The organism is Prauserella muralis, assembly GCF_003202285.1.
GTDB lineage: Bacteria > Actinomycetota > Actinomycetes > Mycobacteriales > Pseudonocardiaceae > Prauserella_B > Prauserella_B muralis.
Window position 1 is genome coordinate 1,199,714 of record NZ_MASW01000001.1, and the last position, 21,332, is coordinate 1,221,045.

The 21,332-nt window shown below is 70.7% G+C and carries 25 protein-coding genes and 1 tRNA gene; 15 read left to right on the top strand and 11 right to left on the bottom strand.

Annotated elements, in window-relative coordinates; translation table 11 throughout:
• Positions 1-17: 17 nt before the first annotated feature.
• The 4 genes from glfT1 to BAY60_RS06705 are packed head-to-tail and all read right to left on the bottom strand — an operon-like array spanning position 18 to position 3,510.
• Complete coding sequence (gene glfT1 / locus BAY60_RS06690; protein WP_112279896.1) at positions 18-917, bottom strand: galactofuranosyltransferase GlfT1; 900 nt, start codon at positions 915-917, stop codon at positions 18-20.
• 1 nt (position 918) lies between these two features.
• The gene (gene wzt, locus BAY60_RS06695; protein ID WP_112279897.1) at positions 919-1,725 is read right to left on the bottom strand and encodes a galactan export ABC transporter ATP-binding subunit Wzt/RfbE; all 807 of its coding nucleotides are present in this window, start codon (positions 1,723-1,725) and stop codon (positions 919-921) included.
• Between the two features lie 4 nt (positions 1,726-1,729).
• A complete protein-coding gene (wzm, locus tag BAY60_RS06700; RefSeq protein WP_425466445.1) occupies positions 1,730-2,677 on the bottom strand; it encodes a galactan export ABC transporter permease subunit Wzm/RfbD in 948 nt (315 codons plus the stop codon).
• Positions 2,678-2,727: 50 nt separating this feature from the next.
• Positions 2,728-3,510 carry a class I SAM-dependent methyltransferase gene (locus tag BAY60_RS06705; protein WP_112279899.1) on the bottom strand — a complete coding sequence of 261 codons (783 nt, stop codon included), beginning with the start codon at positions 3,508-3,510 and terminating at the stop codon, positions 2,728-2,730.
• A gap of 86 nt (positions 3,511-3,596) precedes the next feature.
• Between BAY60_RS06705 and BAY60_RS06710 the strand changes: the two genes are divergently transcribed.
• The 4 genes from BAY60_RS06710 to pseI are packed head-to-tail and all read left to right on the top strand — an operon-like array spanning position 3,597 to position 6,313.
• Entirely contained in the window at positions 3,597-4,256 is a 660-nt protein-coding gene (locus tag BAY60_RS06710; RefSeq protein WP_112279900.1) for a hypothetical protein, read from the top strand.
• A gap of 27 nt (positions 4,257-4,283) precedes the next feature.
• Positions 4,284-4,751 carry a hypothetical protein gene (locus tag BAY60_RS06715; protein WP_112279901.1) on the top strand — a complete coding sequence of 156 codons (468 nt, stop codon included), beginning with the start codon at positions 4,284-4,286 and terminating at the stop codon, positions 4,749-4,751.
• 3 nt (positions 4,752-4,754) lie between these two features.
• On the top strand, positions 4,755-5,255 hold the full coding sequence (locus BAY60_RS06720; RefSeq protein ID WP_112279902.1) for a GNAT family N-acetyltransferase: 501 nt from the start codon (positions 4,755-4,757) through the stop codon (positions 5,253-5,255).
• Positions 5,252-6,313: a pseudaminic acid synthase gene (gene pseI, locus BAY60_RS06725; protein WP_112279903.1), complete on the top strand. Its 1,062-nt coding sequence runs from the start codon at positions 5,252-5,254 to the stop codon at positions 6,311-6,313. Before BAY60_RS06720 ends, pseI begins: the two co-directional genes overlap by 4 nt.
• Before the next feature lie 7 nt (positions 6,314-6,320).
• Here pseI and BAY60_RS06730 read toward each other — a convergent pair whose 3' ends face one another.
• A complete protein-coding gene (locus BAY60_RS06730) occupies positions 6,321-7,457 on the bottom strand; it encodes a DegT/DnrJ/EryC1/StrS family aminotransferase (RefSeq protein ID WP_112279904.1) in 1,137 nt (378 codons plus the stop codon).
• Positions 7,450-8,433: a UDP-N-acetylglucosamine 4,6-dehydratase (inverting) gene (gene pseB, locus BAY60_RS06735; protein ID WP_112279905.1), complete on the bottom strand. Its 984-nt coding sequence runs from the start codon at positions 8,431-8,433 to the stop codon at positions 7,450-7,452. Before pseB ends, BAY60_RS06730 begins: the two co-directional genes overlap by 8 nt.
• A gap of 40 nt (positions 8,434-8,473) precedes the next feature.
• On the opposite strand from pseB, the gene BAY60_RS06740 reads away from it, so the two are divergent.
• The 3 genes from BAY60_RS06740 to BAY60_RS06750 are packed head-to-tail and all read left to right on the top strand — an operon-like array spanning position 8,474 to position 11,711.
• Positions 8,474-9,220 (top strand): cytidylyltransferase domain-containing protein, encoded by a 747-nt coding sequence (locus tag BAY60_RS06740; RefSeq protein WP_112279906.1) that lies wholly within the window; start codon positions 8,474-8,476, stop codon positions 9,218-9,220.
• Positions 9,217-10,203 carry a spore coat protein gene (locus BAY60_RS06745; RefSeq protein ID WP_112279907.1) on the top strand — a complete coding sequence of 329 codons (987 nt, stop codon included), beginning with the start codon at positions 9,217-9,219 and terminating at the stop codon, positions 10,201-10,203. Before BAY60_RS06740 ends, BAY60_RS06745 begins: the two co-directional genes overlap by 4 nt.
• Entirely contained in the window at positions 10,200-11,711 is a 1,512-nt protein-coding gene (locus BAY60_RS06750) for a hypothetical protein (RefSeq protein WP_112279908.1), read from the top strand. The genes BAY60_RS06745 and BAY60_RS06750 overlap by 4 nt, the downstream gene beginning before the upstream one ends.
• Here BAY60_RS06750 and BAY60_RS06755 read toward each other — a convergent pair.
• Positions 11,708-12,277, bottom strand: a complete 570-nt coding sequence (locus tag BAY60_RS06755; RefSeq protein ID WP_170160317.1) for a bacterial proteasome activator family protein — start codon at positions 12,275-12,277, stop codon at positions 11,708-11,710. The genes BAY60_RS06750 and BAY60_RS06755 overlap by 4 nt on opposite strands.
• Positions 12,278-12,420: 143 nt before the next feature.
• Between BAY60_RS06755 and BAY60_RS06760 the strand changes: the two genes are divergently transcribed.
• A complete protein-coding gene (locus tag BAY60_RS06760; RefSeq protein ID WP_112279910.1) occupies positions 12,421-13,620 on the top strand; it encodes a cysteine desulfurase-like protein in 1,200 nt (399 codons plus the stop codon).
• A gap of 9 nt (positions 13,621-13,629) precedes the next feature.
• Here the strand turns inward: BAY60_RS06760 and BAY60_RS06765 are convergent, their stop codons facing one another.
• The gene (locus BAY60_RS06765) at positions 13,630-14,604 is read right to left on the bottom strand and encodes an NAD(P)H-quinone oxidoreductase (protein ID WP_112279911.1); all 975 of its coding nucleotides are present in this window, start codon (positions 14,602-14,604) and stop codon (positions 13,630-13,632) included.
• Positions 14,605-14,727: 123 nt separating this feature from the next.
• On the opposite strand from BAY60_RS06765, the gene BAY60_RS06770 reads away from it, so the two are divergent.
• From BAY60_RS06770 to BAY60_RS06785, 4 genes are all read left to right on the top strand, one after another.
• On the top strand, positions 14,728-16,254 hold the full coding sequence (locus BAY60_RS06770) for a M28 family metallopeptidase (protein WP_112279912.1): 1,527 nt from the start codon (positions 14,728-14,730) through the stop codon (positions 16,252-16,254).
• 620 nt (positions 16,255-16,874) lie between these two features.
• Positions 16,875-17,351, top strand: coding sequence for a MarR family winged helix-turn-helix transcriptional regulator (locus tag BAY60_RS06775; RefSeq protein WP_112279913.1), 477 nt, complete (start codon positions 16,875-16,877; stop codon positions 17,349-17,351).
• Positions 17,352-17,371: 20 nt separating this feature from the next.
• Positions 17,372-17,456 (top strand) — tRNA-Ser (locus tag BAY60_RS06780).
• 161 nt (positions 17,457-17,617) lie between these two features.
• The gene (locus BAY60_RS06785) at positions 17,618-17,959 is read left to right on the top strand and encodes a VOC family protein (protein ID WP_112280767.1); all 342 of its coding nucleotides are present in this window, start codon (positions 17,618-17,620) and stop codon (positions 17,957-17,959) included.
• 22 nt (positions 17,960-17,981) lie between these two features.
• Here BAY60_RS06785 and BAY60_RS06790 read toward each other — a convergent pair whose 3' ends face one another.
• Positions 17,982-18,500 carry a pyridoxamine 5'-phosphate oxidase family protein gene (locus BAY60_RS06790; RefSeq protein ID WP_112279914.1) on the bottom strand — a complete coding sequence of 173 codons (519 nt, stop codon included), beginning with the start codon at positions 18,498-18,500 and terminating at the stop codon, positions 17,982-17,984.
• A 203-nt stretch (positions 18,501-18,703) separates the two neighbouring features.
• Here BAY60_RS06790 and BAY60_RS06795 point away from each other — a divergent pair, with 203 nt between their 5' ends.
• Positions 18,704-19,177 carry a carboxymuconolactone decarboxylase family protein gene (locus BAY60_RS06795; protein WP_112279915.1) on the top strand — a complete coding sequence of 158 codons (474 nt, stop codon included), beginning with the start codon at positions 18,704-18,706 and terminating at the stop codon, positions 19,175-19,177.
• Between the two features lie 175 nt (positions 19,178-19,352).
• On the opposite strand, the gene BAY60_RS06800 is transcribed toward BAY60_RS06795, so the two are convergent.
• Both BAY60_RS06800 and BAY60_RS06805 read right to left on the bottom strand, forming a co-directional pair.
• Positions 19,353-19,946: an ImmA/IrrE family metallo-endopeptidase gene (locus BAY60_RS06800; protein WP_112279916.1), complete on the bottom strand. Its 594-nt coding sequence runs from the start codon at positions 19,944-19,946 to the stop codon at positions 19,353-19,355.
• 1 nt (position 19,947) lies between these two features.
• Positions 19,948-20,319 carry a helix-turn-helix domain-containing protein gene (locus BAY60_RS06805; RefSeq protein ID WP_112279917.1) on the bottom strand — a complete coding sequence of 124 codons (372 nt, stop codon included), beginning with the start codon at positions 20,317-20,319 and terminating at the stop codon, positions 19,948-19,950.
• 118 nt (positions 20,320-20,437) lie between these two features.
• Here BAY60_RS06805 and BAY60_RS06810 point away from each other — a divergent pair, with 118 nt between their 5' ends.
• Both BAY60_RS06810 and BAY60_RS06815 read left to right on the top strand, forming a co-directional pair.
• Positions 20,438-20,662, top strand: coding sequence for a DUF2188 domain-containing protein (locus tag BAY60_RS06810; RefSeq protein ID WP_112279918.1), 225 nt, complete (start codon positions 20,438-20,440; stop codon positions 20,660-20,662).
• Positions 20,663-20,729: 67 nt separating this feature from the next.
• Positions 20,730-21,332, top strand: coding sequence for an RNA polymerase sigma factor (locus tag BAY60_RS06815; RefSeq protein ID WP_112279919.1), 603 nt, complete (start codon positions 20,730-20,732; stop codon positions 21,330-21,332).

The window sequence follows — 21,332 nt, forward strand, 5'->3', positions numbered from 1 at the left end:
CCGGGGTCGCTCAGCGGTCAGTAGCGGAAGAAGCGCTCCCTGCGGCCCTGCCGGACGAGCCGCAGCCACTGCAGGAACGCCTTCGGGTCGCGCTTGACACCGATGAAGTACAGGCCGAAGCGGGCGACCTCCAGCGCGCCGATCTTGCGCATACCCGGCTGCGACAGCAGGTAGCCGCGGTTGCGGTACGTGTAGTACCGCTTCACCTCGTTCTCCGGGTCCTGCGCGTGGAACCGGCCCCCGAGCATCGGCTTGAACTCGTCCGAGCCGTTGGGGTGCAGGTACGCCGTCTTCAGCGACGTGCCGAACGGCAGGCCTGAGCGCACCAGCCTGCGGTGCAGCTCCACCTCGTCACCGCGGAAGAACAGCCGCAGGTCGGGCACGCCCGTCACCTCCAGCGTGGAGGCGCGGAAGAGCGCACCGTTCATCAGCGACGCGATCCCCGGCAGGAAGTCGGTGCCCAGCTCGGCCGACGAGCGCTTCCACGTCAGGCCCCTGCGCAGGGGAAACGCCAGCCTGTCCGGGTCGTCGATGTTGGCGACCACCGGCGACACCTCGGCGAGCCCGCGCCGCTGCGCCTCCTCCAGCAGCACGGCCAGCACGTTCTCGTCGGCGGGCCTGCCGTCGTCGTCGGCCAGCCACACCCAGTCGGCGCCCAGCGCCAGCGCGTGCAGCATGCCGAGCGCGAACCCGCCCGCCCCGCCGAGGTTGTGGTACGAGGGCAGGTAGGTGTGCGGCTGCGGGAACACCTCCACCACGTCGCGCGCGGGCTCGTCGGGACCGTTGTCCACGACGACGAGGTGATCCACGGGCCGGGTCTGGGCCGCGATCACCTTCAACGAGTCGGCGAGCAGGTCGCGGCGGTGCCGGGTGACCACGACGGCCACCACGGCACCTTCCCTCAGCGGCCCCGTCATGTCAGTCACCGCTCATTGCCGGCGCCTGGCCGATGCGCTCGAGTGCCTCGCGGCTCAGGTTCTTGAAGGGGTCCTTGCCCTTGTAGGCCGTGAGCACCTCGCGGAGCGAGCCGTGCTGGCGGACGTGGCCCTCGTCCATCCAGACGGCGGTGTCGCACAGCTCGATCAGCAGCTCGTCGGAGTGGCTGGCGAACACCAGCATGCCGGAGCGCCGGACCAGGTCCTTGAGCCTGTCCCGCGCCTTGTTGAGAAACGCCGCGTCCACGGCGCCGATGCCCTCGTCGAGGATCAGGATCTCCGGGTCGATCGAGGTCACCACGCCCAGCGCCAGGCGTACCCGCATACCGGTCGAGTAGGTCCGCAGCGGCATCGCGAGGTAGTCGCCGAGCTCGGTGAACTCGGCGATGTCGTCGAGCCGCTTCTCCATCTCCTTGCGGGTCATGCCCAGGAACAACCCGCGGATGAGGATGTTCTCGAAGCCGGAGATCTCCGGGTCCATGCCGACACCGAGGTCGAACACCGGTGCGACCTTGCCGACGACCCTCGCCGAGCCCCTGGTGGGCTCGTAGATGCCCGACAGCAGCCGCAGCAGCGTGGACTTGCCCGCGCCGTTGTGACCGACCAGGGCCACCCGGTCGCCCTCCTTCAGCGACAGCGTCACGTCGTGGAGGGCCTCGATGATCGGCACCTTGCTCTCGGTGCCGATCTTGCCGCCGACCTTGCCGAGCACCTTCTTCTTCAGCGACCGGGTCTTGGCGTCGAAGATCGGAAAGTCGACGTAGGCGTTGCGGACGTCAATGCTGACCATTCAGTCACACCCAATACGAGACACGGGCACGGTAGTTGCGCATCACGAGCAGGGCCAGGACCCACCCGACCACCGTGATGCCGATGACCACGAACCAGCTGTTGATGCTCACCTGCTGCCCGATCAGGGGCGCTCGGATGATCTGGATGAAGTGGTACAGCGGGTTCAGGTGGATGAACGGCAGGGCCCACGACACGGCCTCACGCCCGCCGCCGTGGTAGAGCTGGTCCACCGGCCACACGATCGGCGTCAGGTAGAACAGCAGCTGGATCAGCGAGCTGATCACCTGCGGGATGTCGCGGTAGCGGGTCGAGATGACGCCCAGCATCAGCGTGACCCACCCGGCGTTGATGGCCAGCAGCAGGAACGCCGGGAGGGCGCTCAGCGAGTACCAGCCGATGCCAGGGTGACAGAGGCCGACGTCGGTGCAGACGCCCTCCTGCAAACCGTACTGATGGTTCAGGCTGGTGAAGAAGATCGAGACGATGATGACGTAGACGATCAGGTTGTGCACGAACATCAGCGTCTGGCGCCACACCGTTCGCAGGGCGTACACCGACAGCGGTGCGGGCATCTGCTTGATCAGGCCCTCGTTGGAGATGAAGGTCTCCATGCCCTCGGTGAGGCAGCCGCTGATGAATGTCCAGACGATGAACCCCGTACTGATGTAGGGCAGGAACGTCTGGATGTGCAGGTTGAACAGCTGCGAGTACAGCAGGCCGAGGCCGAGCGCGATGACGCCCTGGCTGATCGTGATCCAGAACGGCCCGATCACCGACCTGCGGTAGCGCTGCTTGATGTCCTGCCAGCCGAGGTGGCTCCACAGCTCACGGTGGGACACTCCGGCCTTGATGTCCTCGATGGCGCGCTTGAATGTCCGGCTGTCCGACACCGGCGGTGTCGGGTTCGTCGCCGTCATCTCAGGGGGCTCGACAGTGCTTGCGGCGTGCACGAGATACGAGGGTACTGGCGGCGCATGAGGCCGGTTGCGCGCGCCCGCCGTCACGCTCGGATCCGCACCACGACCTGGCGATCCTCGTAGGAATACGCCTCGTAGGCGAACCGTGTCCCGGTGCGTTCGACGTACTCCAGCCAGGCTCGGTGCTCGTGCTCCTGCCAGCCGGGGTAGTTGAAGTACTCGTCGAACACCAGCACGCTGCCGGGCCGCAGCCGAGGGCCGACGTGCTCCAGCACCGTCTTCGCCGAGCTGTAGAGGTCGCTGTCGACGTGCACGAAGTCCACCGGGCCGTCGTGCTCGGCGAGGAACTTGGGCAGCGTGTCCTCGAACAGCCCCACCACCAGTTCGGCGCCGGGTATCTCCGGAATGTCCTTCCTCGCGAAGGTGCCCGCGGGGATTCCGGCCAGCCATGCCTCGGGCAGGCCCTCGAACGAGTCGAACCCGTACACCCGTTCGCCGCCACGCTGCCGGGCGATGCCGCGGAGCGTGTTGCCGGTGGCCACACCGAACTCCAGCGCCATGCCGCCCTGCGGGGCAAGGGAGAGCCCGTAGTCGCGCGTCTGCGTGGCTCTGCGGAAATGCGGCACGCCCAGCAGGTGCTCGTTGGCGAAGCGGTGGCTCTCGAGCGCCGCCTGGCGGTCGCCCGCGTAGACGAGGTCCCTTCTGCTGCGGACCTCGAACTCCACCACCCTGTCGAGCACGCGGGCGACGTCCTTGCGCAGCGCCGCGACCTCGCCTTCGAGGCGTTCGAGCCGGTCGGACTCCGCTGGGCGCACGCGGCGGAGGAGCCGCCGGGCGCGCAGGGCCATGTCACGCATCCCGCGCATGGTAGGCGCCGTCCACCGGATTCTGCAGTGGGTAGCACTGCGTGTACCCGTTGCGCACAGCCGGTGTCCTGCTAGCTTGGCGAATCATGGATACCGCCGTCGGCGCGCCCAGCCTGCTCGTCAGCCTGCTGGAGGCCTATGCGGACCGGCCGGCCCCGCGCTCTGTCGCCGTGGTCGGCAACCAGCCGCTGGAGCCGGACCCGGCCCGCGCCAAGGCCATCGACGCCTGCGACCTCGTGATCCGCGTCAACGGCTTCGTGTGCGACGAACCGGAGGGCCCGCAGGCCGTGGGCGCCAGGACGCACGTCGTGGTCTTCAACCGCGCACTGCGCGCCACCAAGTGGGTCTTCCGCAACTACCGGTCGCGGCTGTACCTGCTCGTCGAGCCCGGCAGACTGCACTGGGAACCGGAGGACCTCCCCGGCTGGTGGCCGGAGGACCTCGGCTTCGTTCCCGTCTCCAACTACGACGTGACGCTGCCGCTGTCGGACGCGCTGGGCCTGCCGACGCGCGTGGAGCCCACGTGGTCCACCACCGGCACGATGGCCGCCTGGATCGCCAGGACGTCGTTCCCCGACGCCGAACTGGTCCTCAGCGGCTTCTCGTTCATCGACGATCCGAATCAGACGTCCTGGGAGCACGCTGCCGGAGATTCGTGCATTGTGGGTCCTGAGCACCAGATCGCCGCCGAGGGCAGACTCCTGGACTCGTGGACGAGATCGGGCAGGACGACGCTCCTCCGGTGAAACCCTGCTGAGCGAAGGAACAAGTCAATGACGTCAGGCAGTCCGCTGCGGGTCGTTCGGGATGGCATCGGCGCGCGCCTTGCACGGCTGGTGGACTTCCGCATCGACGAGCGCATCCGCGAGCACGTGTCGCGGCTGGCCAGGCATGCCGACCGGCTCGACGAGCACGGCCGCAGGCTCGACGAGCAGCGGAAGAGGCTGGACTCCCTGCAGAAGAACCTGGAGACCGTGCGTGGCGACCTGCTCTGGACCACCAGCGAGGTCAAGCGGCTGATCCCGCACGTCGCGGCGCAGGAGGCGCAGCTGGAGGACCTGCGCGGCAAGCTGGCGCTGGCACCGGCGGCCGACCAGGCCGAGGTCGCCGAGGCGCGCTCCCTCATCGAGGAGGTGCAGCGCCAGCACGCGCAGATCCGGGTGCGGCTCACCGGCATCGCCCGGTACGAGGAACGCCTGCGCAGGCTGGAAGAGCAGGCGAACAGCGGCGCCGGGAAGTAGCCGATGCTTCGCCCCGCGACCGATGCCGACGTGGAGTCCATCCGGCGCTGGCGCAACCATCCGAAGGTGCGCCGGGCCAGCTTCACCACCCACGAGATCGGTCAGGAGGAACACCGGGCCTGGTGGGAGTCGGTGTGCGGCGATCCGTCGCGGCACGTGCTGATCTATGAGCGGGCCGGCTCGCCCGCCGGGGTCGTGGTGTTCACCGACATCGGCGAGGGCACCGTCGAGTGGAGCAAGTACGTCGATGTCGAGGGACTGGGCACCGACCGCGGCGCCGCGTGGGAAGAGCTGGAGCACGAGGCCATCGACTACGCGTTCGACGTGCTCGGCGCGACCCGGATCGGAGCGGCCACCCTCGCCGCGAACACGCCGGTGCTGCGGTTGCACGAGCGGGTCGGCTTCACCGAGGTGCGCCGCTACACGCGTGAGGTCGGAGGCGAGTCCAGAGAGGTCGTGTGGAACGAGCTGAGCGCGACGACGTGGCGAGAGGGCAGGTCATGACGGCAGGCGTTGCCGAGGTCCGGTTCGGCAGGCACACGATCGGCCCCGCGCACCCGCCGTTCGTCATCGCCGAGATGTCGGGCAACCACAACGGAGACCTGGACCGCGCGTTCGCGATCGTCGACGCGGTGGCCGACAGCGGGGCGCACGCTCTGAAGCTGCAGACCTACCGGGCGGACACGATCACGATCGACGTCGACACCCCAGCCTTCCGCATCGCGAACAAGGACTCGCTGTGGGACGGCGAGAACCTCTACGCCCTCTACGACCGTGCGCACACGCCGTGGGAGTGGCACGAGCCGATCTTCGCGAGGGCCCGCGAACACGGTCTGGAGGTGTTCTCGAGCCCGTTCGACCCGACGGCGGTGGATCTGCTGGAGTCGCTGGACGCACCCGCCTACAAGATCGCCTCGTCGGAGATCGTGGACCTGCCCCTGATCGAGCGGTGCGCGCGCACCGGCAAGCCCCTGGTGCTCTCCACGGGTAAGGCGAGCATCGCCGAGATCGACGCCGCCGTCCGCACCGCCAGGGACGCGGGCAACGATCAGCTCGTCGTGCTCGGCTGCACCGCCTCCTACCCGGCGCCCGCACGGGACTCCAACCTGCGGGCCCTGCCGGTGCTGGCGCAGGCGTTCGGCGCCGTGGTGGGGCTCTCGGACCACACGATGGGCATCGGCGTGCCGCTCGCCGCCGTGGCCTTCGGTGCGTGCGCGATCGAGAAACACGTCACCCTGTCCCGGGCCGACGGGGGAGTGGACTCCGCGTTCTCCCTCGAGCCGCACGAGCTGGCGGCCCTCGTGACGGAGACGAAGCGAGCCTGGCAGGCCCTTGGCAGGCCCGTACTCGGGCCGAAGCCGAGTGAGCGGGAGGGACTCCGATTGCGCCGTTCGCTGTATGTCGTGGAGGACGTGCGTGCGGGCGAGGAGGTGACCGAGCGCAACGTCCGCTCGATCCGCCCGGCCGGCGGCCTGCCGCCTGCCGAGATCCGCACGGTCCTCGGCCGCACGTTCCGCGTGGACGCCGCCAAGGGCACGCCGCTGACGTGGGACCTGCTGTAGCGACGGCCTACGCGCCGAAGAAGTCCCGCACGGCCTCGATCACGCGGTCGGCCTCGGAGTCGGTGAGGTCCGGGTACAGCGGCAGCGACAGCTGCTCGGCGTAGAACCGCTCCGCATTCGGGCACAGGCCCCTGCGATAGCCCAGGTCCTCGAACACAGGGTGCCAGTACGCGGGTAGGTAGTTGACCTGAACCCCGATGTCGCGGGCGCGCAGGTGCTCGTACAACGCCCGGCGCCTGCCGTCGAGCACGCGCAGCGGGTACAGGTGCCACAGCACGTCCGCCCCCTCGCGGGTGACCGGCGTGCGCACCCCGTCCAGGTCGGCCAGCGCCTTGTCGTAGCGGGCGTGCAACTCGGCGCGGCGGCGTTTGAAGCCCTCCAGCCGGCGCAGCTGGCTGCTGCCCAGCGCACACAGCACGTCCGGCAGCCGGTAGTTCAGCCCGAACGCGTGCACCTCCTGGTGCCAGCCGCCCTCGTCCGGGTGGCGCTGGGCGGCGCGGTCGCGGACCAGCCCGTGGTTGCGGAAGGCCCTGGCCCGCGCCAGCAGCTCCTCCGAGGGCGACACCACGGCGCCGCCCTCGGCCGTGGTGAGGTTCTTGGTCGCGAAGAACGAGAACGTCGTGAGGTCGGCCAGCGACCCCACCGGCCTGCCCCGCCAGGCGCTGCCGACGGAGTGCGCGGCGTCCTCCAGCAGCAGCGCGCCCGCCGTGCCCGCCACGCCCCGCAGCTCGTCCAGCTCGGCGGGATGGCCCGCGTAGTCCACGGCGGCCACGACCCTCGTGCGGTCGGTGACCGCCGCCCTGGCCGCCGCCGGGTCCAGGTTGCCGGTGTCGGACTCGACGTCGGCGAACACCACCGTCGCGCCGTGCAGCGCCGCCGCCGACGCCGTGGCCACGAACGTCATCGGCGTGGTCACCACCTCGTCGCCGGGACCGATCCCGGCGGCCGCGTAGGCGACGTGCAGCGCGGCCGTGCCGGACGTGACCGCCACGGCGGGTGTTCCGCCGGTGTGGGCGGCGAGGTCGGCCTCGAACGCGCTCACGGCGGGCCCGGTGGTGAGCCAGTCACCGCGCAGCACGGCGGCCACGGCCTCGACGTCCTCCTCGGAGATCGACTGCCGCCCGTACGGGAGCATGTCACTCATAGGTCGCCAGCAACTCCTGGATCTGCTCGGTGTTCAGCCACAGGTCGTTGGTGTCCGAGCGGTAGGCGAAGCCCTCGGCCACCGGCGTGCCGTGCTCGGGAGGCTCGTAGCCCCAGCCCGCGATGTGCGGCTGCACCACGTAACGGTCCTCCAGCCGCAGGGTCCGGCGCGAGTCGTCGGGCGCGATCATCTCCTCGTGCAGCTTCTCGCCGGGCCGGATGCCGACCTCGTGCATCGGGCTGCCCGGTGCGATGGCCTGCGCCAGGTCCACCAGCCGCATGCTCGGGATCCGCGGCACGTACAGCTCGCCGCCGTGCATCTGGTCGAACGAGTCGACCACGAACCGCACCGCCTGCGGCAGCGTGATCCAGAACCGCGTCATCTCCTTGTGCGTGATCGGCAGCGACTCGCCGCGCTCGGCCAGCGAGCGGAAGAACGGGATCACGCTGCCCCGCGACGCCATCACGTTGCCGTAGCGCACCACGGAGAACCGCGTCGGGTGCGTCGCGGCGTAGTGGTTGGCGCTGATGAACATCCGGTCGGCGCACAGCTTCGTGGCCCCGTAGAGGTTGATCGGGCTGGAGGCCTTGTCGGTGGACAGCGCCACGACCTTGCGCACCCCGGTGTCGATGGCGGCCTCGATGACGTTCTGCGAGCCCATCACATTGGTCTGGACGAACTCGAACGGGTTGTACTCGCCGGTGTCCACCTGCTTGAGCGCGGCGGCGTGCACCACGTAGTCGACGCCGTGCATGGCGCGTTCCAGCCGCCTGCGGTCGCGCACGTCGCCGATGAACCACCGCAGCCGGGGGTCGTCGCCGAAGTGCCGGCGCACCTCGTACTGCTTGAGCTCGTCGCGGGAGAGCACCACCAGCCTGCGCGGGTTCAGCCGCTCCAGCGCATGCGTGATGAACGCCTTGCCGAAGGAGCCCGTCCCCCCGGTGAGCAGGATGCTCGCACCGTCGAGCTCTGCCATCGGTCACCTCCGTGTTGCCGCCGGATCGACAAACGCCATCATGGCACTCATGCCGCACCGGCCCGTGGTGAACGTCGTCATACAGGCACGCGTCTCGTCCACGCGGCTGCCCGGCAAGGTTCTGCGCGAGCTGGGCGGCCGCAGCGTGCTCGGCTGGGTGGTCCGCGCGGCGCGGGCCGCCGACGGCGTCGACGCCGTCGTGGTGGCCACGTCCGAGGCGTCTGACGACGACGCGGTCGCCGACGACGCCCTGCGCCACGGCGCCGAGGTGGTGCGCGGACCGCTGGACGACGTGCTGGCGCGCTTCCTGCTCGCCTGCGAGCGGCATCCCGCTGATGCGGTGGTGCGGCTGACGGCCGACTGCCCGCTGCACGATCCCGCGCTGATCGGCTCCGTGGTGGCGCTCTGGCGCGCCCAGCCGCACCTGGACTACGTCAGCACGACGCTGGTGCGGACGCTGCCGCGCGGGTTCGACGCCGAGCTGGTGCGCACGCCGGTTCTGGCCGAGCAGGGCCGGGAGCCCGAGGGGCCGCACCGGGAGCACGTCACCTACGGCGTGAAGAACCGGCCGGACCGCTACGCCTGCGAAGGCATCGTCGTGGCGCCCGCCGCCGACGACCTGCGCGTCACGCTCGACACCGCCGAGGACTGGGCGGTGCTGGAGCAGGTGGTCGCCGAGCTGGGTGACGCCCCGCCCCGCTGGCAGGATGTGGTGGCCCTGTTGCGCGCGCGGCCGGATCTCGTGGCCCTCAACGCGCACGTCGAGCAGAAGAAGGTCGCCCCGTGACGAGACTCCTGCTGCGCGCGGACGGGTCTGGCTCGATCGGCATCGGCCACGTCGCCAGGGCGGTGGCGTTCGCCGAGGAGGCGTGCGAGCGGGGCTGGGACGTCACCTTCTCCGGCCTGCTCGACGGTGCGGACTGGTTCGCCGACCGGCTCGGCGAGCTGGGCGTGCGCCACCTTCCGCCCGCCGACGAGGCGGCGCTCGGGCAGCTGGCGGCCGACGTCGACGCCGTGCTCGTGGACCACTACGACCTCGGCGAGCTGCGGCAGCCGCTGAACCGGGCTGGTGCCGCCCTGGTGTCGCTGGAGGGCGGCACGTTCGGCCGCCGGGCCGCCGACATCGTCGTCGACGCCGGCCTGCACGGCGAGCCCCGCCCGCCAGACGGATCGCCGGTCGTGTTGTCCGGGCCGCGGTTCGCACCGCTGCGCCGCGCGGTCGTCGATGCGCGGGAGCAGCGGCAACCGGGCTCGGGCCCGCCCAGGGTGGTCGTGGTGGTCGGCGGCGGCGCCCTGTGGCGGGACACGGTCACCGGTCTGCTGCGGGCCCTGCGTGACACCGGCCTTCCGTTCACCGCCGACGTGCTCGCGCACGGCGAGCCGGAGCTTCCCGAGCCCGCGCCGGGGCAGCGGTTCCAGCTCGCGAAGCCGGACACCGAGCTGCCGAAGCGGCTGGCCGCCACCGACCTCGCCGTCAGCGCGGCGGGGGTGACGCTGCTGGAGCTGTGCTGCGTCGGCGTGCCGGCGGCGCTGGTGTGCCTGGTGGACAACCAGCGGGCCGGGTACCTGGCCGCCGTCGAGCGCGGCCTCGCCGCCGGGCTCGGCACAGCCGGGGAGCTGGCCGCCTCGCCCGCGCACGCCACCGGCGTGCTCGCCCGGCTGCTCGCCGACCGGGTTGCGCGCGAGCGGATGGCCGCCGACGCGGCCGCCACCGTCGACGGGCGCGGCGCCGCCCGCGTGCTCGACGCCGTCGAGGACGTGCTGCGGTGAGCCGCCGCGCCCTCGGCGTCGCGGGCCTGCTCGCGCTGCTCGCGTTCGGCACCTGGATGGCGTGGTCGTTCGTCATCGACGACGCGTTCATCACCTTCCGCTACAGCGAGCACCTCGCGCAGGGACACGGTCCCGTCTGGAACGTCGGCGGTGACCCGGTGGAGGGCTTCACCAACTTCGGCTGGATGGCGTGGCACGCCCTGGCCGCGTGGCTCGAGTTCGACCCGGTGATCGTCGCGAAGGTGACCTCGCTGGTGCTCGCGGTGCTGATCCTCGTGCTGCTGCTGCGGGCCACCGAGGGCGCGGGCTCGGTGGTCGCCACCCTCGCGTTCGTGCTGTTCGTGCCGACGTACTTCCACCTCGCGGGCGGTCTGGAGACGGTGGCGTTCGCGGCGGTCGTGCTGCGCGCCGCGATCGTCGGCACCCGGGTCATCGAGGGCGAGCGGGTCTGGGACTGGGAGCCGCCCGTGCTCCTGCTGGTGGCCGGCCTGCTGCGCCCCGAGGGTGTGCTGGCCACGCTGCCCGCGGTCGCCGTGTGGTTCTGGTACGAGCGCGACCGGCCGGGCCCGAAGCGCTGGCTGGTCGCGGCGGCGGTGGCCGGGCTCGGCTACTTCGTCTGGCGCTGGGTCTACTACGGCCACCCGCTGCCCAACACGTTCTACGTCAAGTTCGGCAACCTGGACGCGGGACTGGTGTGGACCCAGGACACGCTGCTGCTGTTCGCGCCGCTGCTGCTGCTCACGCTCTCACTGCTGGTGTGGCGGGACACGCGCCTGCACGGCCTGCTGCTGCTCGGCACCGTGCTGGCCACCGGTGCGACGTACGCGCTGTCCGGGCCGACCATGGACTACCTCGCGCGGTTCGCCTACCACGCGTTTCCGGTGCTGTGCCTCGGCGCGGGCCTGGCCGTGGCACGGTTCGGCCCGCGCTGGCTGGCCGCCGTGGCCGGGGTTGCCGCCGTCGGCTGGGTCGCCGTGCTGGGAGCAAGGCTGCCGGGGTTGCCGGTGATCGCCAACTACGGGGTGGATCTGCACCGGGCCCACATGGCCATCGGGGAGGGCCTGGCGCGGGCGAACGCGGACGTGCCGGCGGAGTTCCGCACGCTGGCGGTGAGCGACGCGGGCGCCATTCCGTACCTCAGCGACTGGCGGTCGATCGACTACCTCGGCCTCAACGACGAGGCGATCGCCCACGGCGCCGACCCGACGGACGTCGTGCGCAGGGCGCAGCCGATGGTGATCGTGGTGACCTCGAACGGACCCCAGGTGCCCCCGGTCAAGTACGGCATGCGGGTCCGGGAGGTCACCGCGGGCTACACCCACGTGGCCGGGGTGCGCATGCGGGAGGACTACTGGCAGCACGTGTTCGTGGTGCGCGGCTGGGCGCCCGGGGTCGGGGCGGCCATCAACGCGAGCGTCAGTGAGGCGCAGCGCACCTACGACCCCGGGCGGTACGAGCTGACCATCAACCGCTGGCTCGACCGGCTGAGCGGGCGGAGTGGCTCCTAGAGGTACTGGCCGGTGTTGCCGATGCCGGGGCCGTGCCCTTCGGCGCCGCCCGCGCCCTGGGGCAGGCCGCGGCGCATGTGCTCCAGCTGCACCCGTGCGGCCATCTGCTGGGCGAACAGCGCGGTCTGGATGCCGTGGAAGAGGCCTTCCAGCCAGCCGACGAGCTGAGCCTGCGCGATCCGCAGCTCCGCGTCCGACGGCGTGCTGTCGCTGGTGAACGGCGCCACGAGCCGTTCGAGCTCGTCCTGCAGCTCCGGCGCCAGCGCCTGCTCCAGCTCCTTGATGGAGGTCGCGTGGATCTCCTTGAGCCGGTTGCGGCTGGCGTCGTCGAGCGGTGCGGCCCGCACCTCCTCGAGCAGCTGCTTGATCATGGTGCCGATCCGCATGACCTTGGCCGGCTCCTCGACCATGTCGCCGACCGACTCGCTCTTGTCATTCTCGGCGTCCGGATTGATGCGCGCGGTACCGACCGGCGACCCGTCCGGGCCGACGACCACCACGTGGTGTGATTGTTCTCCCGTTTGGCTACCGGCTGTATGTGAATTCGGGGAATTCGGCTCGGTCATATGCTCCATCCTGGCTCACATCGGAACGTCTTGGCGGCACATCCGCATACCTGATATCCGAGCGTAGCGGGAACGGTCGCTGCCCGTGTTCACCAGGGCAACCCCGAACGCGCAGCAAAACTACGCCTCCGTACGGTGTCTGCATGGCGTTTGACGTCGCTCGGATACGTGGGTTGTTTCCCGCACTGGGTGACGGCTGGATTCACTTCGACGGTGCTGCCGGAATGCTGGTACCCGAACAGGTCGCGTCCGCTGTTTCGACTGCGATGAGGGCTCCGGTTTCCGGGCCGGGCGGAGCCTTTCCGGCCTCCCAGCGCGCGGAGAGCATCGTCGCGGCCGCCCGCCGCGCCGTCGCCGACCTCGTCGGCGTCAGCCCCGAGGGTGTCGTGCTCGGTCCCAGTGCCTCGGTGCTGCTGAGCAGACTCGTCGACGCCCTCTCGGACCGGTGGACGCTCGGCGACGAGGTCGTGGTCTCCCGGCTCGACGAGGAGGCCAACATCGCGCCCTGGCGCCGTGCGGCCAAGCGCGTCGGGGCGAACGTCCGGTGGGGCGAGATCGACATCGAGACGTGCGAGCTGCCCGCGTGGCAGTACGAGAACCTGGTCAACGCCCGTACCAAGGCGGTCGCCGTCACGTGCGCGTCCGGCTCGGTCGGCACCAGGCCGGACGTGCCGACCGTGGTGGAGATCGCGAAGCGGGTCGGCGCGCTGGTCGTGGTGGACGCGACCTACGCGGCGCCGTTCGTCCCGCTCGATCTCAACGCGCTCGGCGCCGACGTCGCCGTGCTGTCGGCGCAGGCCTGGGGCGGCCCCGCCGTGGGCGCGCTCGCGTTCCGTGACCCGGACCTGCTGGAACGGCTGCCGTCGGTGTCGCTGGAACCGGAGGCCCGCGGCTCCGCGCGGCTGGAACTGGGGCCTCACGCCTATCCGCTGCTGGCCGGGCTCATCGCGTCGGTGGACTACCTGGCCGGGCTGGACGACGCGGCCACCGGCTCGCGCCGCGAGCGGCTGCTCACCTCGCTGGGCTCGGCCAAGTCCTACCACGCCGGGCTGCTGGCGCAGCTGTCCACGGAGCTGCGCTCGCTGCGGCACGTCATGGTCATCGGCGACGCCATGCGCCGCATCCCCGCGCTGGCGTTCACCGTGGCCGACAAGAAGGCCGCCGAGGTCGCCGAGTTCCTGGCCTCGCAGGGCCTGTGCGCGTTCGCCGACGAGGGCACCAGCGGGCTGTTCGCCGCACTCGGCGTCGGCGAGGTCGGCGGCGCCGTGCGGATCGGCCTCGCGCACTACTCCAACGTCTTCGAGATCAACCAGCTGGTGCGGGTGCTGGAGGAGCTGGGCTGAGCCTGCGGGTCACTTCGCCATCAGCACGATCTTGCCGAACACACCGCCCTCGTCCAGGGCGCGATGCCCGTCGGCGGCCTCGGCCAGCGGCAGCACCTGCCCGATCACCGGCTGCACGGAGCCACGTTCCACCAGCGGCCACAGGTGCTCGCGCACCGCGGCGACGATCTCGCCCTTCTCCTCGACCGGGCGGGCCCGCAGCGTGGTGGCCGAGATGCTGCCGCGCTTGGCGATGAGCTTGCCCAGGTTCAGCTCGCCCTTCACGCCGCCCTGCATGCCGATGACGACGAGCCTGCCGCCCGTGGCCAGCGCGTCGACGTTGCGGCCGAGGTACTTGGCGCCCATGTTGTCGAGGATGACGTCGGCGCCCTTGGTCTGGCTCCTCAGCTCCTCGACGAAGTCCTGCTCGCGGTAGTTGATCACGATGTCGGCGCCGAGCTGGCGGCAGCGCTCCAGCCGCTCCGCCGAGCCCGCGGTGACCGCCACGGTCGCACCCAGCGCCTTGCCCACCTGGATCGCGTGCGTGCCGATGCCGCCCGCGCCGCCGTGCGCGAGCAGCACGTCGCCCTCCTTGAGGCCGGCGAGCATGACGACGTTGGACCACACGGTGCAGGCCACCTCGGGCAGCCCGGCCGCGGCCGTCAGCTCCACCTCGCCCGGCACCGGCAGCAGCTGCACCGCGGGAACGGCCACCTTTTCGGCGTAACCACCGCCGGACAGCAGCGCGCACACCTCGTCGCCGACCTGCCAGCCCTCGACGCCCTCGCCGAGCTCGGCGACCGTGCCGGAGCACTCCAGGCCGAGGATCTCGCTGGCCCCTCGCGGCGGCGGGTAGTTGCCCTGCCGTTGCAGCAGGTCAGCCCGGTTCACGGCCGTCGCGGCCACGTCGATGAGCACCTCGCCCCTGCCGGGCACGGGGTCGGGGACCTCGGTCCACTCGAGGTTCTCCGGGCCACCCGGCTCCCGGATCATGATCGCGTGCATACCGGGACTGTAGGCCACGGGGCAAGTTCGCGGGAGCCGCCAGACCATACGAACGGACCCTTGTATCTCCCGGCGAAACGAACAAAAGTGACGCGTCCATCTGTCACGAAGGGGACGTGTTCTATGTCAGCACTCAGAGACAGACTGAGGCCGGCCGTCGTCATCGCGGCGTGCGCGGGCCTCACCCTCACCACCGCCGCCACCGCGGCGGCGCAGCCGTCGCCCGGCGACCGGCTCGGCGACAAGCTGGCCCGCAACGTCGAGGTCGGCAAGATCAACCGGCACCTCATCGCGATGCAGCGCATCGCCGACTCCACCGGAGGCAACCGGGCCGCGAGCACCGAGGGATACAACCGGTCGGCCGAGTACGTCGCGGGCAAGCTGGAAGCGGCCGGCTACAACGTCACGCGCCAGGAGTTCCCGTTCACCTACACCGAGACGCTGGCCGAGAGCCTGACGGTGGATGGCACGGACGTGCCGATCATCATCATGAGCTACAGCCCGTCCACCCCGGAGGGCGGCATCACGGCGCCGCTCGCGGTGATCGAGCCCGACGACACCCCGGGCTGTGAGGCCTCCGACTACGGCGACGTCACGGGCCAGATCGCGCTCATCCAGCGCGGCGCGTGCACGTTCGCGCAGAAGCAGGCCTCCGCCGCCGACGCGGGCGCGGTCGGCGCGATCATCTACAACAACGTCGACGGGGAGCTGAACGGCACGCTCGGCGACCCGGCCGCGGCGCGCATCCCCACCGGCGGCATCACGCTCGCCGACGGCCAGGCGCTCGCCGGGCAGGAGGGCGCTGAGGTGACGCTCGACCTGCGGGCCCTGCAGGAGGAGCGAACGACCTACAACGTCATCGCCGAGACCAAGACGGGCCGCAAGGACAACGTGGTGATGGCCGGGGCGCACCTCGACAGCGTCACGGAGGGTCCCGGCATCAACGACAACGGCACCGGCTCCGCCGCGCTGCTGGAGACGGCACTGCAGCTGGGCGGCAGCCCCAAGGTCAACAACGCGGTGCGGTTCGCGTGGTGGAGCGCCGAGGAGTTCGGCCTCGTCGGCTCGACCCACTACGTCGACTCGCTGTCGTTCGAGCAGCAGCTCGACATCGCGCTGTACCTGAACTTCGACATGATCGGCTCGCCGAACGCGGCGTACTTCGTCTACGACGGGGACGACTCGGACGGCGTTGGCGCCGGTGCGGGCCCGTACGGCTCGGCGCAGATCGAGCAGTCCTTCGTCGGTTATCTCGCCGAGAACGGCGTGGAGACCGAGGGCACCGACTTCACCGGCCGGTCGGACTACGGCCGGTTCATCGAGGTCGGCATCCCGGCCGGTGGCCTGTTCACCGGCGCCGAAGGGATCAAGACGGAGGAGCAGGCCGCCAAGTGGGGCGGTGAGGCGGGCGTGGCCTACGACCCGTGCTACCACCAGGCCTGCGACACCCTCGGCAACGTCGACCGCGTCGCGCTCGACCGCAACGCCGACGCGATGGCGTGGGTGACCGGCAAGTACGCCGTCAGCACCGAGGAGGTCAACGGCGTGGCGCCGCAGGAGGCGAAGAGCAGGGCCGAGGTCGCCAAGCAGCGCGCGGCGCAGCGGTCGCTCGCCACCATGGCGGCCCACGACCATGCCGAAGCCGCCTGACCCCACCTCGGCACCGAGTCGTCGGCCCGCCCCGTGAGCGGCCGGTGACGAGCCGAAGGGCACCTTGGGTGCGCAACACGTACCCAAGGTGCCCTTCGGCGCGGGCTGTGGTGCCGTGTCGCGGGTGCCGAGAATCGCCGCGACACCCCGAACACGCCTGGGTGCGGTACGCCAGCGCACCGCACCCAGGATCTACCGAGGTTGTCCAGTTGTCGGGCGGTCGACCACGGAACGGGCCGGCGACAAGCGCTGCGGCACGGTCGCGGAAACCGGGCCGAGACAGGCTCGACGGACGCCGTCGTGCGTGAAGACGCGTAGACACCCGTGCTGCTCGCGGTCACGGCTGGGTCGGTTCAGGCCGCTCCAGCCGCGGGAAAACAGCGGACGGTCAACCGCGCGGAATCATTCGTCACGGCACCACCTGCCCTCTCCCGGCGGGACGGGCGAACCGGCGCTCCCCGGGTGGGAGTCCGTGGCTCGGCTCCGGCTCCTCCGTTGCCCTCCAGAATCCACCCTCCGGAGCAACGTCACAACCTCTGGCGCGGCCCACCATCCGGTGATGTCGCGGAACCCCCGGTCCGGTGACCGGTATGTCGGAAGCAGGTCCTACTCTCCGTAGCATGGCCGAGGCAACCGGCAGTGTCCGCTGGCTCTCCGAGACGGAGATGACCGCGTGGCGCGCCTACATCGTGTCGACGCTGAAACTGCGGCAGCGCCTGCACCGCGAGCTGGTCGAGCAGCACGACGTCTCGCTGATCGACTACGAGGTGCTGGTCTGCCTCTCCTCGATGCCGGACAACCGGATGCGGATGAGCGAGCTGGCCACCATGCTGGGCTCCACGAAGAGCAGGCTGTCGCACCAGGTGGGCCGCATGGAGGACGCGGGCTACGTGCGCAGGGTCAAGGACCCCGAGGACCGGCGCGGGGTCACCGCCGAGCTCACCGAGAAGGGCGTGCAGCTGCTGAGCCGGGCCGCACCTTCGCACGTCGCAGGCGTCCGGGCGCATCTGATCGACCTGCTGACCACGGAGGAGCAGGTGATGATGGGCGAGGCGTTCACGCGGGTGCTCGATCACCTGCAGGAGCTGGACGACTGAGGCGTTACGCTGGGCCGCAGGGAAGCGTGGCAGAGCGGCCGAATGCACTCGCCTTGAAAGCGAGCGTCCCGCAAGGGACCGGGGGTTCAAATCCCTCCGCTTCCGCGTCTGTGACCAGGGCGAAACCGCTCAGCGTGGCCTCCGAACACGTCGTGCGGGCCCGCCCTGGTCTGTCATCCGGCCGCCATGCTCGTCGTTCGACCGATCAGTTTCGGCGCTGCCGATCGTCAGTACTGACGACACATCGACGACGCATGGAGGGCGACATGGCCTCGGGCCTCTTCGCGGGCATCCCCGTCATCGACTACACCCGGTCGTTGCCGTGGTACGAGCGGTTCTTCGGGCGGCAACCGTCGTTCCTTCCGAACGACATCGAGGCGGTGTGGGAGGTGGCCGCCGACCGCTACATCTACATCGTGCAGGATCCGGAACGGGCGGGGCATGCCTTGGTGCTCTCGTTCGTCGACGATCTCGACGACCGGGTCGCCGAGATCGCCCGGCGGGGCATCGAACCCGTCAAGCGCGAGAACTATGAAGGCGGAGTCACCAAGGTGACCTACCGGGACTCGGACGGCAACGAGATCAGTCTCGGCGGCGGCCCACGCTGACGCCGGTGACGCCCCGGCGACGTCAGCCGGCGGCCAGCGTGCCGAAGTCCGGCGCGTAGACGGTCATCCAGTGCGGGTGCAGCCGGTAGTAGACCACCTCTTCGTCCCAGTCGAAGGCGTCGTCGCCGTAGAACTCCTTGAAGTACGCGAGCAGGTCCGGCCAGTCCGCGGCGTGCTGTCCGTTCGCCTGGGTGAGGATCTCCACCGTGCCATGGGTGAACACACCGAGGTCCTCCCCGCGCAGGTGCGCGGCGCTGGCCGCCGGGCGGGCCGCGAGGTGACGGGCCTTGGCGGCGTTGCGCGCGGTGCCGAAGACCCACCGGCCGTGCAGGAAATGCCCGTCCACAGCGCTGATCCGCGGCTCACCCTTCGCCGTGACGGTGGACAGCGCGAGGGTGCACATGCCGGTGAGCACCTGCGTGAGCTGCTTCGCGGTGAGGGTGCGCTCGGTGACGATCGAGCGGAGGTGCGACGTCGAGCGGGACAGGGAGGAGTCGAGCAGGGCCTGCAACTCTGCGAGTTCCTCGGGTGTTTCGCGCAATGGTTGTCCTTGTCTCTTCGGTGGCTCGTCCGCGTTCGCCGTCGTGCGGACCGGTGACATCAGCATCGATCGAAACCCTGACACCTTGTGTCGTGGTTCCCGCAGAACACGGCGAAACCGGCTCTGACCTGGGGTTGGTCACATTTCGGCGAGCCACCGTGTCCTACCTGTGGACGTCGGAACCGAGTGAAGGGACGAGACCGATGGAACCGCGTGTTTCGCTGTTCGGCAACGAGATCGCCGGCAAGTTCGTCAAGCGGCTGATCGCCCTTGGCCACGTGTTCGAGGAGTCGTCGCTGCCCAGAGCGACTCAGGAACTGGTGAAGATCCGGGCCAGTCAGATCAACGGCTGCGCGTACTGCACCGACATGCACACCAAGGACGCCGCGCACGCCGGGGAGACCCACCAGCGGCTGCACCTGATCGCCACCTGGCGCGAGGCGACGGTGTTCACCGAGGCCGAGCGTGCAGCCCTGGCGCTGGCCGAGGAAGGAACCCGCCTCGCCGACGCGCACGAGGGCGTGAGCGACGAGACCTGGGAGCAGGTGCGCAAGCACTACGACGACGACCAGATCGCCGCGCTGATCGCTGTCGTGGCGACGATCAACGCCTGGAACCGGGTCAACGTCATCGCCCGTACCCCGGCCGGTGACTACGTGCCCGGCCAGTGGGGCTGAGCTGACTGGGGCCGTGGGTGTTCGGTGGGCCGGAGCCCGCTGAACACCCACTCGCATGCGGTCAGGTCACGAAACGCCCGCACGTGAAGCCTGGCGTGCCCGCCGCGCGGCGGGCGGCGAGCTGACCGCCGAGGTCCGGTGTGGACCGTCCGCTGGTCGCTCCGCACGGTGCCGCTCACGCGGTGCCCGCGTTGACGGCAGGCCGCAGCCACTTGTTCCGCGACCGGCAGGCGACACGCCGCGCGGCCGTGGCGTTCATCCGCCAGCGCGCCATGCTCTCGCTGACCCGGAAGTACCTGGCCACCGACGCGTCGGTCCAGCCCCGGAACGCCGCCACCGTCGCCGCGTCCCTCGGCACCAGCAGCTCACCCGCGAGCTCGTTGGCCTCCTGCTCGACGGCCGACGCGGACGACTGGCACAGATCCTCTGCGGTGAGCAGCAGGTCGACGTCGTGCTCCAGCAGCACATGGGCCATCTCGTGCGCGATCGTCGAGCGGCGCCGGGTGGGCTCGTGCACGTGGTTCTCGACGATGACCCGCCCGGTGCCCACCGCGAGCAGCGCGCCGGAGAACGCCGCGGCCGCGGGGCCGGTGAAGTGCCGCACGGCGTCGGCAGGCAGCGTGGGATGGCTCAGGTCGCACACCTCGATGCCGTACAGCTCGGCGAGGGCGTACGGATCCAGCGGGGCGAACACGGCGACGCCCAGCTCCTCGCGTACCTGAAGCGCGAGGCGCTTCGCCTCGGCCTTGAATCCTCGCCGCAGGGCCACGTCAGTTCTCCCGCCGGTCGGCCTTGATCCGTCTCATCGTGGCTCCGAGGATGTCCAGCAGATACTGCTTGTCGGCCTCGGAGAGCTCCTCCCTCGCCCGCAGCAGCATCGCCAGCTGCGTCTCCAGCGCGGGCCCTTCCCGCTCGCGCGGCCCTTCGGACGGCCACACCATGAAGTCCTCGGCGGGTGCGCCGAGCCACTGCACCAGCGCGATGAACCCGTCGAGATCGGGCCGGTGCCCGTTGCCCATCCTGCTCAGCAGCGACGGGCTCACCCCGGACTCGTCCGCAAGCTGCCGCCACGACATGCCGCGCGCCCTCCGCTGCGCGTCGAGCGCGTCGTAGAGCCGCCGCGCGTCCATCCGGCCGTCCATGGTCCCGCCTCCCGTGAGTCGCTCCTTTTCACTATCACAGGGGTGTGTCAACTCTGCCATTCGTCGCAACACTGCTATGTTATTGCAGTACTACAACGCGAGTGCAAGGGGGGCACCCATGGCACGCAAGCGCTACACCGTGGAGTTCCGGTTCTCGCCGGACTCGATGACGTGGCTGGTCAGGCACGCGGGCAAGGTGCTCGTGCGGCACATCCGCAAGCGGGACGCCGTCAGCGACGGCGCCAGGTTCGCCAGGGCGGACCCACCGTCGATGCTCCTGGTCCGGCGCATGGACGGCTCGGAGCAGGAGCGGCGAAGATACGGCCGGGTGCGCCGGAAGTAGCGGCGGCGGGCCTCGCGGCGACACACCGGGTGGGGAGAGCCGCACACCCTTCGACGGAAGGGCACTCATGAGCCCGCCCACCGACGCCGACCTGGTCCTCGGCGTGCTGGCAGGCGACCGCGACGCGCTCGCGGCCGTCTACGACCGCTATGCCGACCCGCTGCACGACCTGTGCTGGGCGGCACTGGGCGACCGGCGCGCCGCGACCGAGGCCTGCCACGACGCGCTGGTCCTCGCCGTGCACAGGCTCGGGCGGCTGCGCGATCCCGACCAGCTCTGGCCATGGCTCGCCGCGGCCGCTCGCGACGTGCTGGCCCGGCAGGGCAGGGCGATGCCCGGTGACGCCGCCGGGCCGGTGGAGTTCGTGCCTGCGCCACCCGGGCTGCGGACGCAGGTGCTCGACCACACGGCACTGCAGGGTCCGCCTGCGGGGCGGTCGCGCAGGCTTTCCCTGGCCCTGAGCATCGCCGTCGCTCTGCTGGTGGCCGTCGGCGTCCTGGTGTGGGCGGCCAGGTCCGGACCGCCCGCGCCGTGGGCGCCAGGGCCAGGCCAGCACGGCCCCGGGCTCGCCACGACGGTCGAGGACGACGACGCCGGGTCCATCGTGCCGCCACACCGTCTGACCCGGCACCTCCCGGCGGGTGGAGACGCCCCCCGTACCGTTGGCTGA

Bases quoted from the DNA above. Each gene is read 5' to 3' on its own strand.
- wzt (WP_112279897.1), bottom strand. From the start codon at position 1,725: ATGGTCAGCATTGACGTCCGCAACGCCTACGTCGACTTTCCGATCTTC.
- pseI (WP_112279903.1), top strand. From the start codon at position 5,252: ATGACGGCAGGCGTTGCCGAGGTCCGGTTCGGCAGGCACACGATCGGC.
- BAY60_RS06805 (WP_112279917.1), bottom strand. From the start codon at position 20,319: ATGGACGGCCGGATGGACGCGCGGCGGCTCTACGACGCGCTCGACGCG.
- BAY60_RS06715 (WP_112279901.1), top strand. From the start codon at position 4,284: ATGACGTCAGGCAGTCCGCTGCGGGTCGTTCGGGATGGCATCGGCGCG.
- BAY60_RS06705 (WP_112279899.1), bottom strand. From the start codon at position 3,510: ATGCGCGGGATGCGTGACATGGCCCTGCGCGCCCGGCGGCTCCTCCGC.
- BAY60_RS06710 (WP_112279900.1), top strand. From the start codon at position 3,597: ATGGATACCGCCGTCGGCGCGCCCAGCCTGCTCGTCAGCCTGCTGGAG.
- BAY60_RS06810 (WP_112279918.1), top strand. From the start codon at position 20,438: ATGGCACGCAAGCGCTACACCGTGGAGTTCCGGTTCTCGCCGGACTCG.
- BAY60_RS06760 (WP_112279910.1), top strand. From the start codon at position 12,421: ATGGCGTTTGACGTCGCTCGGATACGTGGGTTGTTTCCCGCACTGGGT.
- BAY60_RS06770 (WP_112279912.1), top strand. From the start codon at position 14,728: ATGTCAGCACTCAGAGACAGACTGAGGCCGGCCGTCGTCATCGCGGCG.
- BAY60_RS06720 (WP_112279902.1), top strand. From the start codon at position 4,755: ATGCTTCGCCCCGCGACCGATGCCGACGTGGAGTCCATCCGGCGCTGG.
- glfT1 (WP_112279896.1), bottom strand. From the start codon at position 917: ATGACGGGGCCGCTGAGGGAAGGTGCCGTGGTGGCCGTCGTGGTCACC.
- BAY60_RS06795 (WP_112279915.1), top strand. From the start codon at position 18,704: ATGGAACCGCGTGTTTCGCTGTTCGGCAACGAGATCGCCGGCAAGTTC.
- BAY60_RS06785 (WP_112280767.1), top strand. From the start codon at position 17,618: ATGGCCTCGGGCCTCTTCGCGGGCATCCCCGTCATCGACTACACCCGG.
- BAY60_RS06730 (WP_112279904.1), bottom strand. From the start codon at position 7,457: ATGAGTGACATGCTCCCGTACGGGCGGCAGTCGATCTCCGAGGAGGAC.
- BAY60_RS06775 (WP_112279913.1), top strand. From the start codon at position 16,875: ATGGCCGAGGCAACCGGCAGTGTCCGCTGGCTCTCCGAGACGGAGATG.
- BAY60_RS06765 (WP_112279911.1), bottom strand. From the start codon at position 14,604: ATGCACGCGATCATGATCCGGGAGCCGGGTGGCCCGGAGAACCTCGAG.
- BAY60_RS06755 (WP_170160317.1), bottom strand. From the start codon at position 12,277: ATGACCGAGCCGAATTCCCCGAATTCACATACAGCCGGTAGCCAAACG.
- pseB (WP_112279905.1), bottom strand. From the start codon at position 8,433: ATGGCAGAGCTCGACGGTGCGAGCATCCTGCTCACCGGGGGGACGGGC.
- BAY60_RS06740 (WP_112279906.1), top strand. From the start codon at position 8,474: ATGGCACTCATGCCGCACCGGCCCGTGGTGAACGTCGTCATACAGGCA.
- BAY60_RS06815 (WP_112279919.1), top strand. From the start codon at position 20,730: ATGAGCCCGCCCACCGACGCCGACCTGGTCCTCGGCGTGCTGGCAGGC.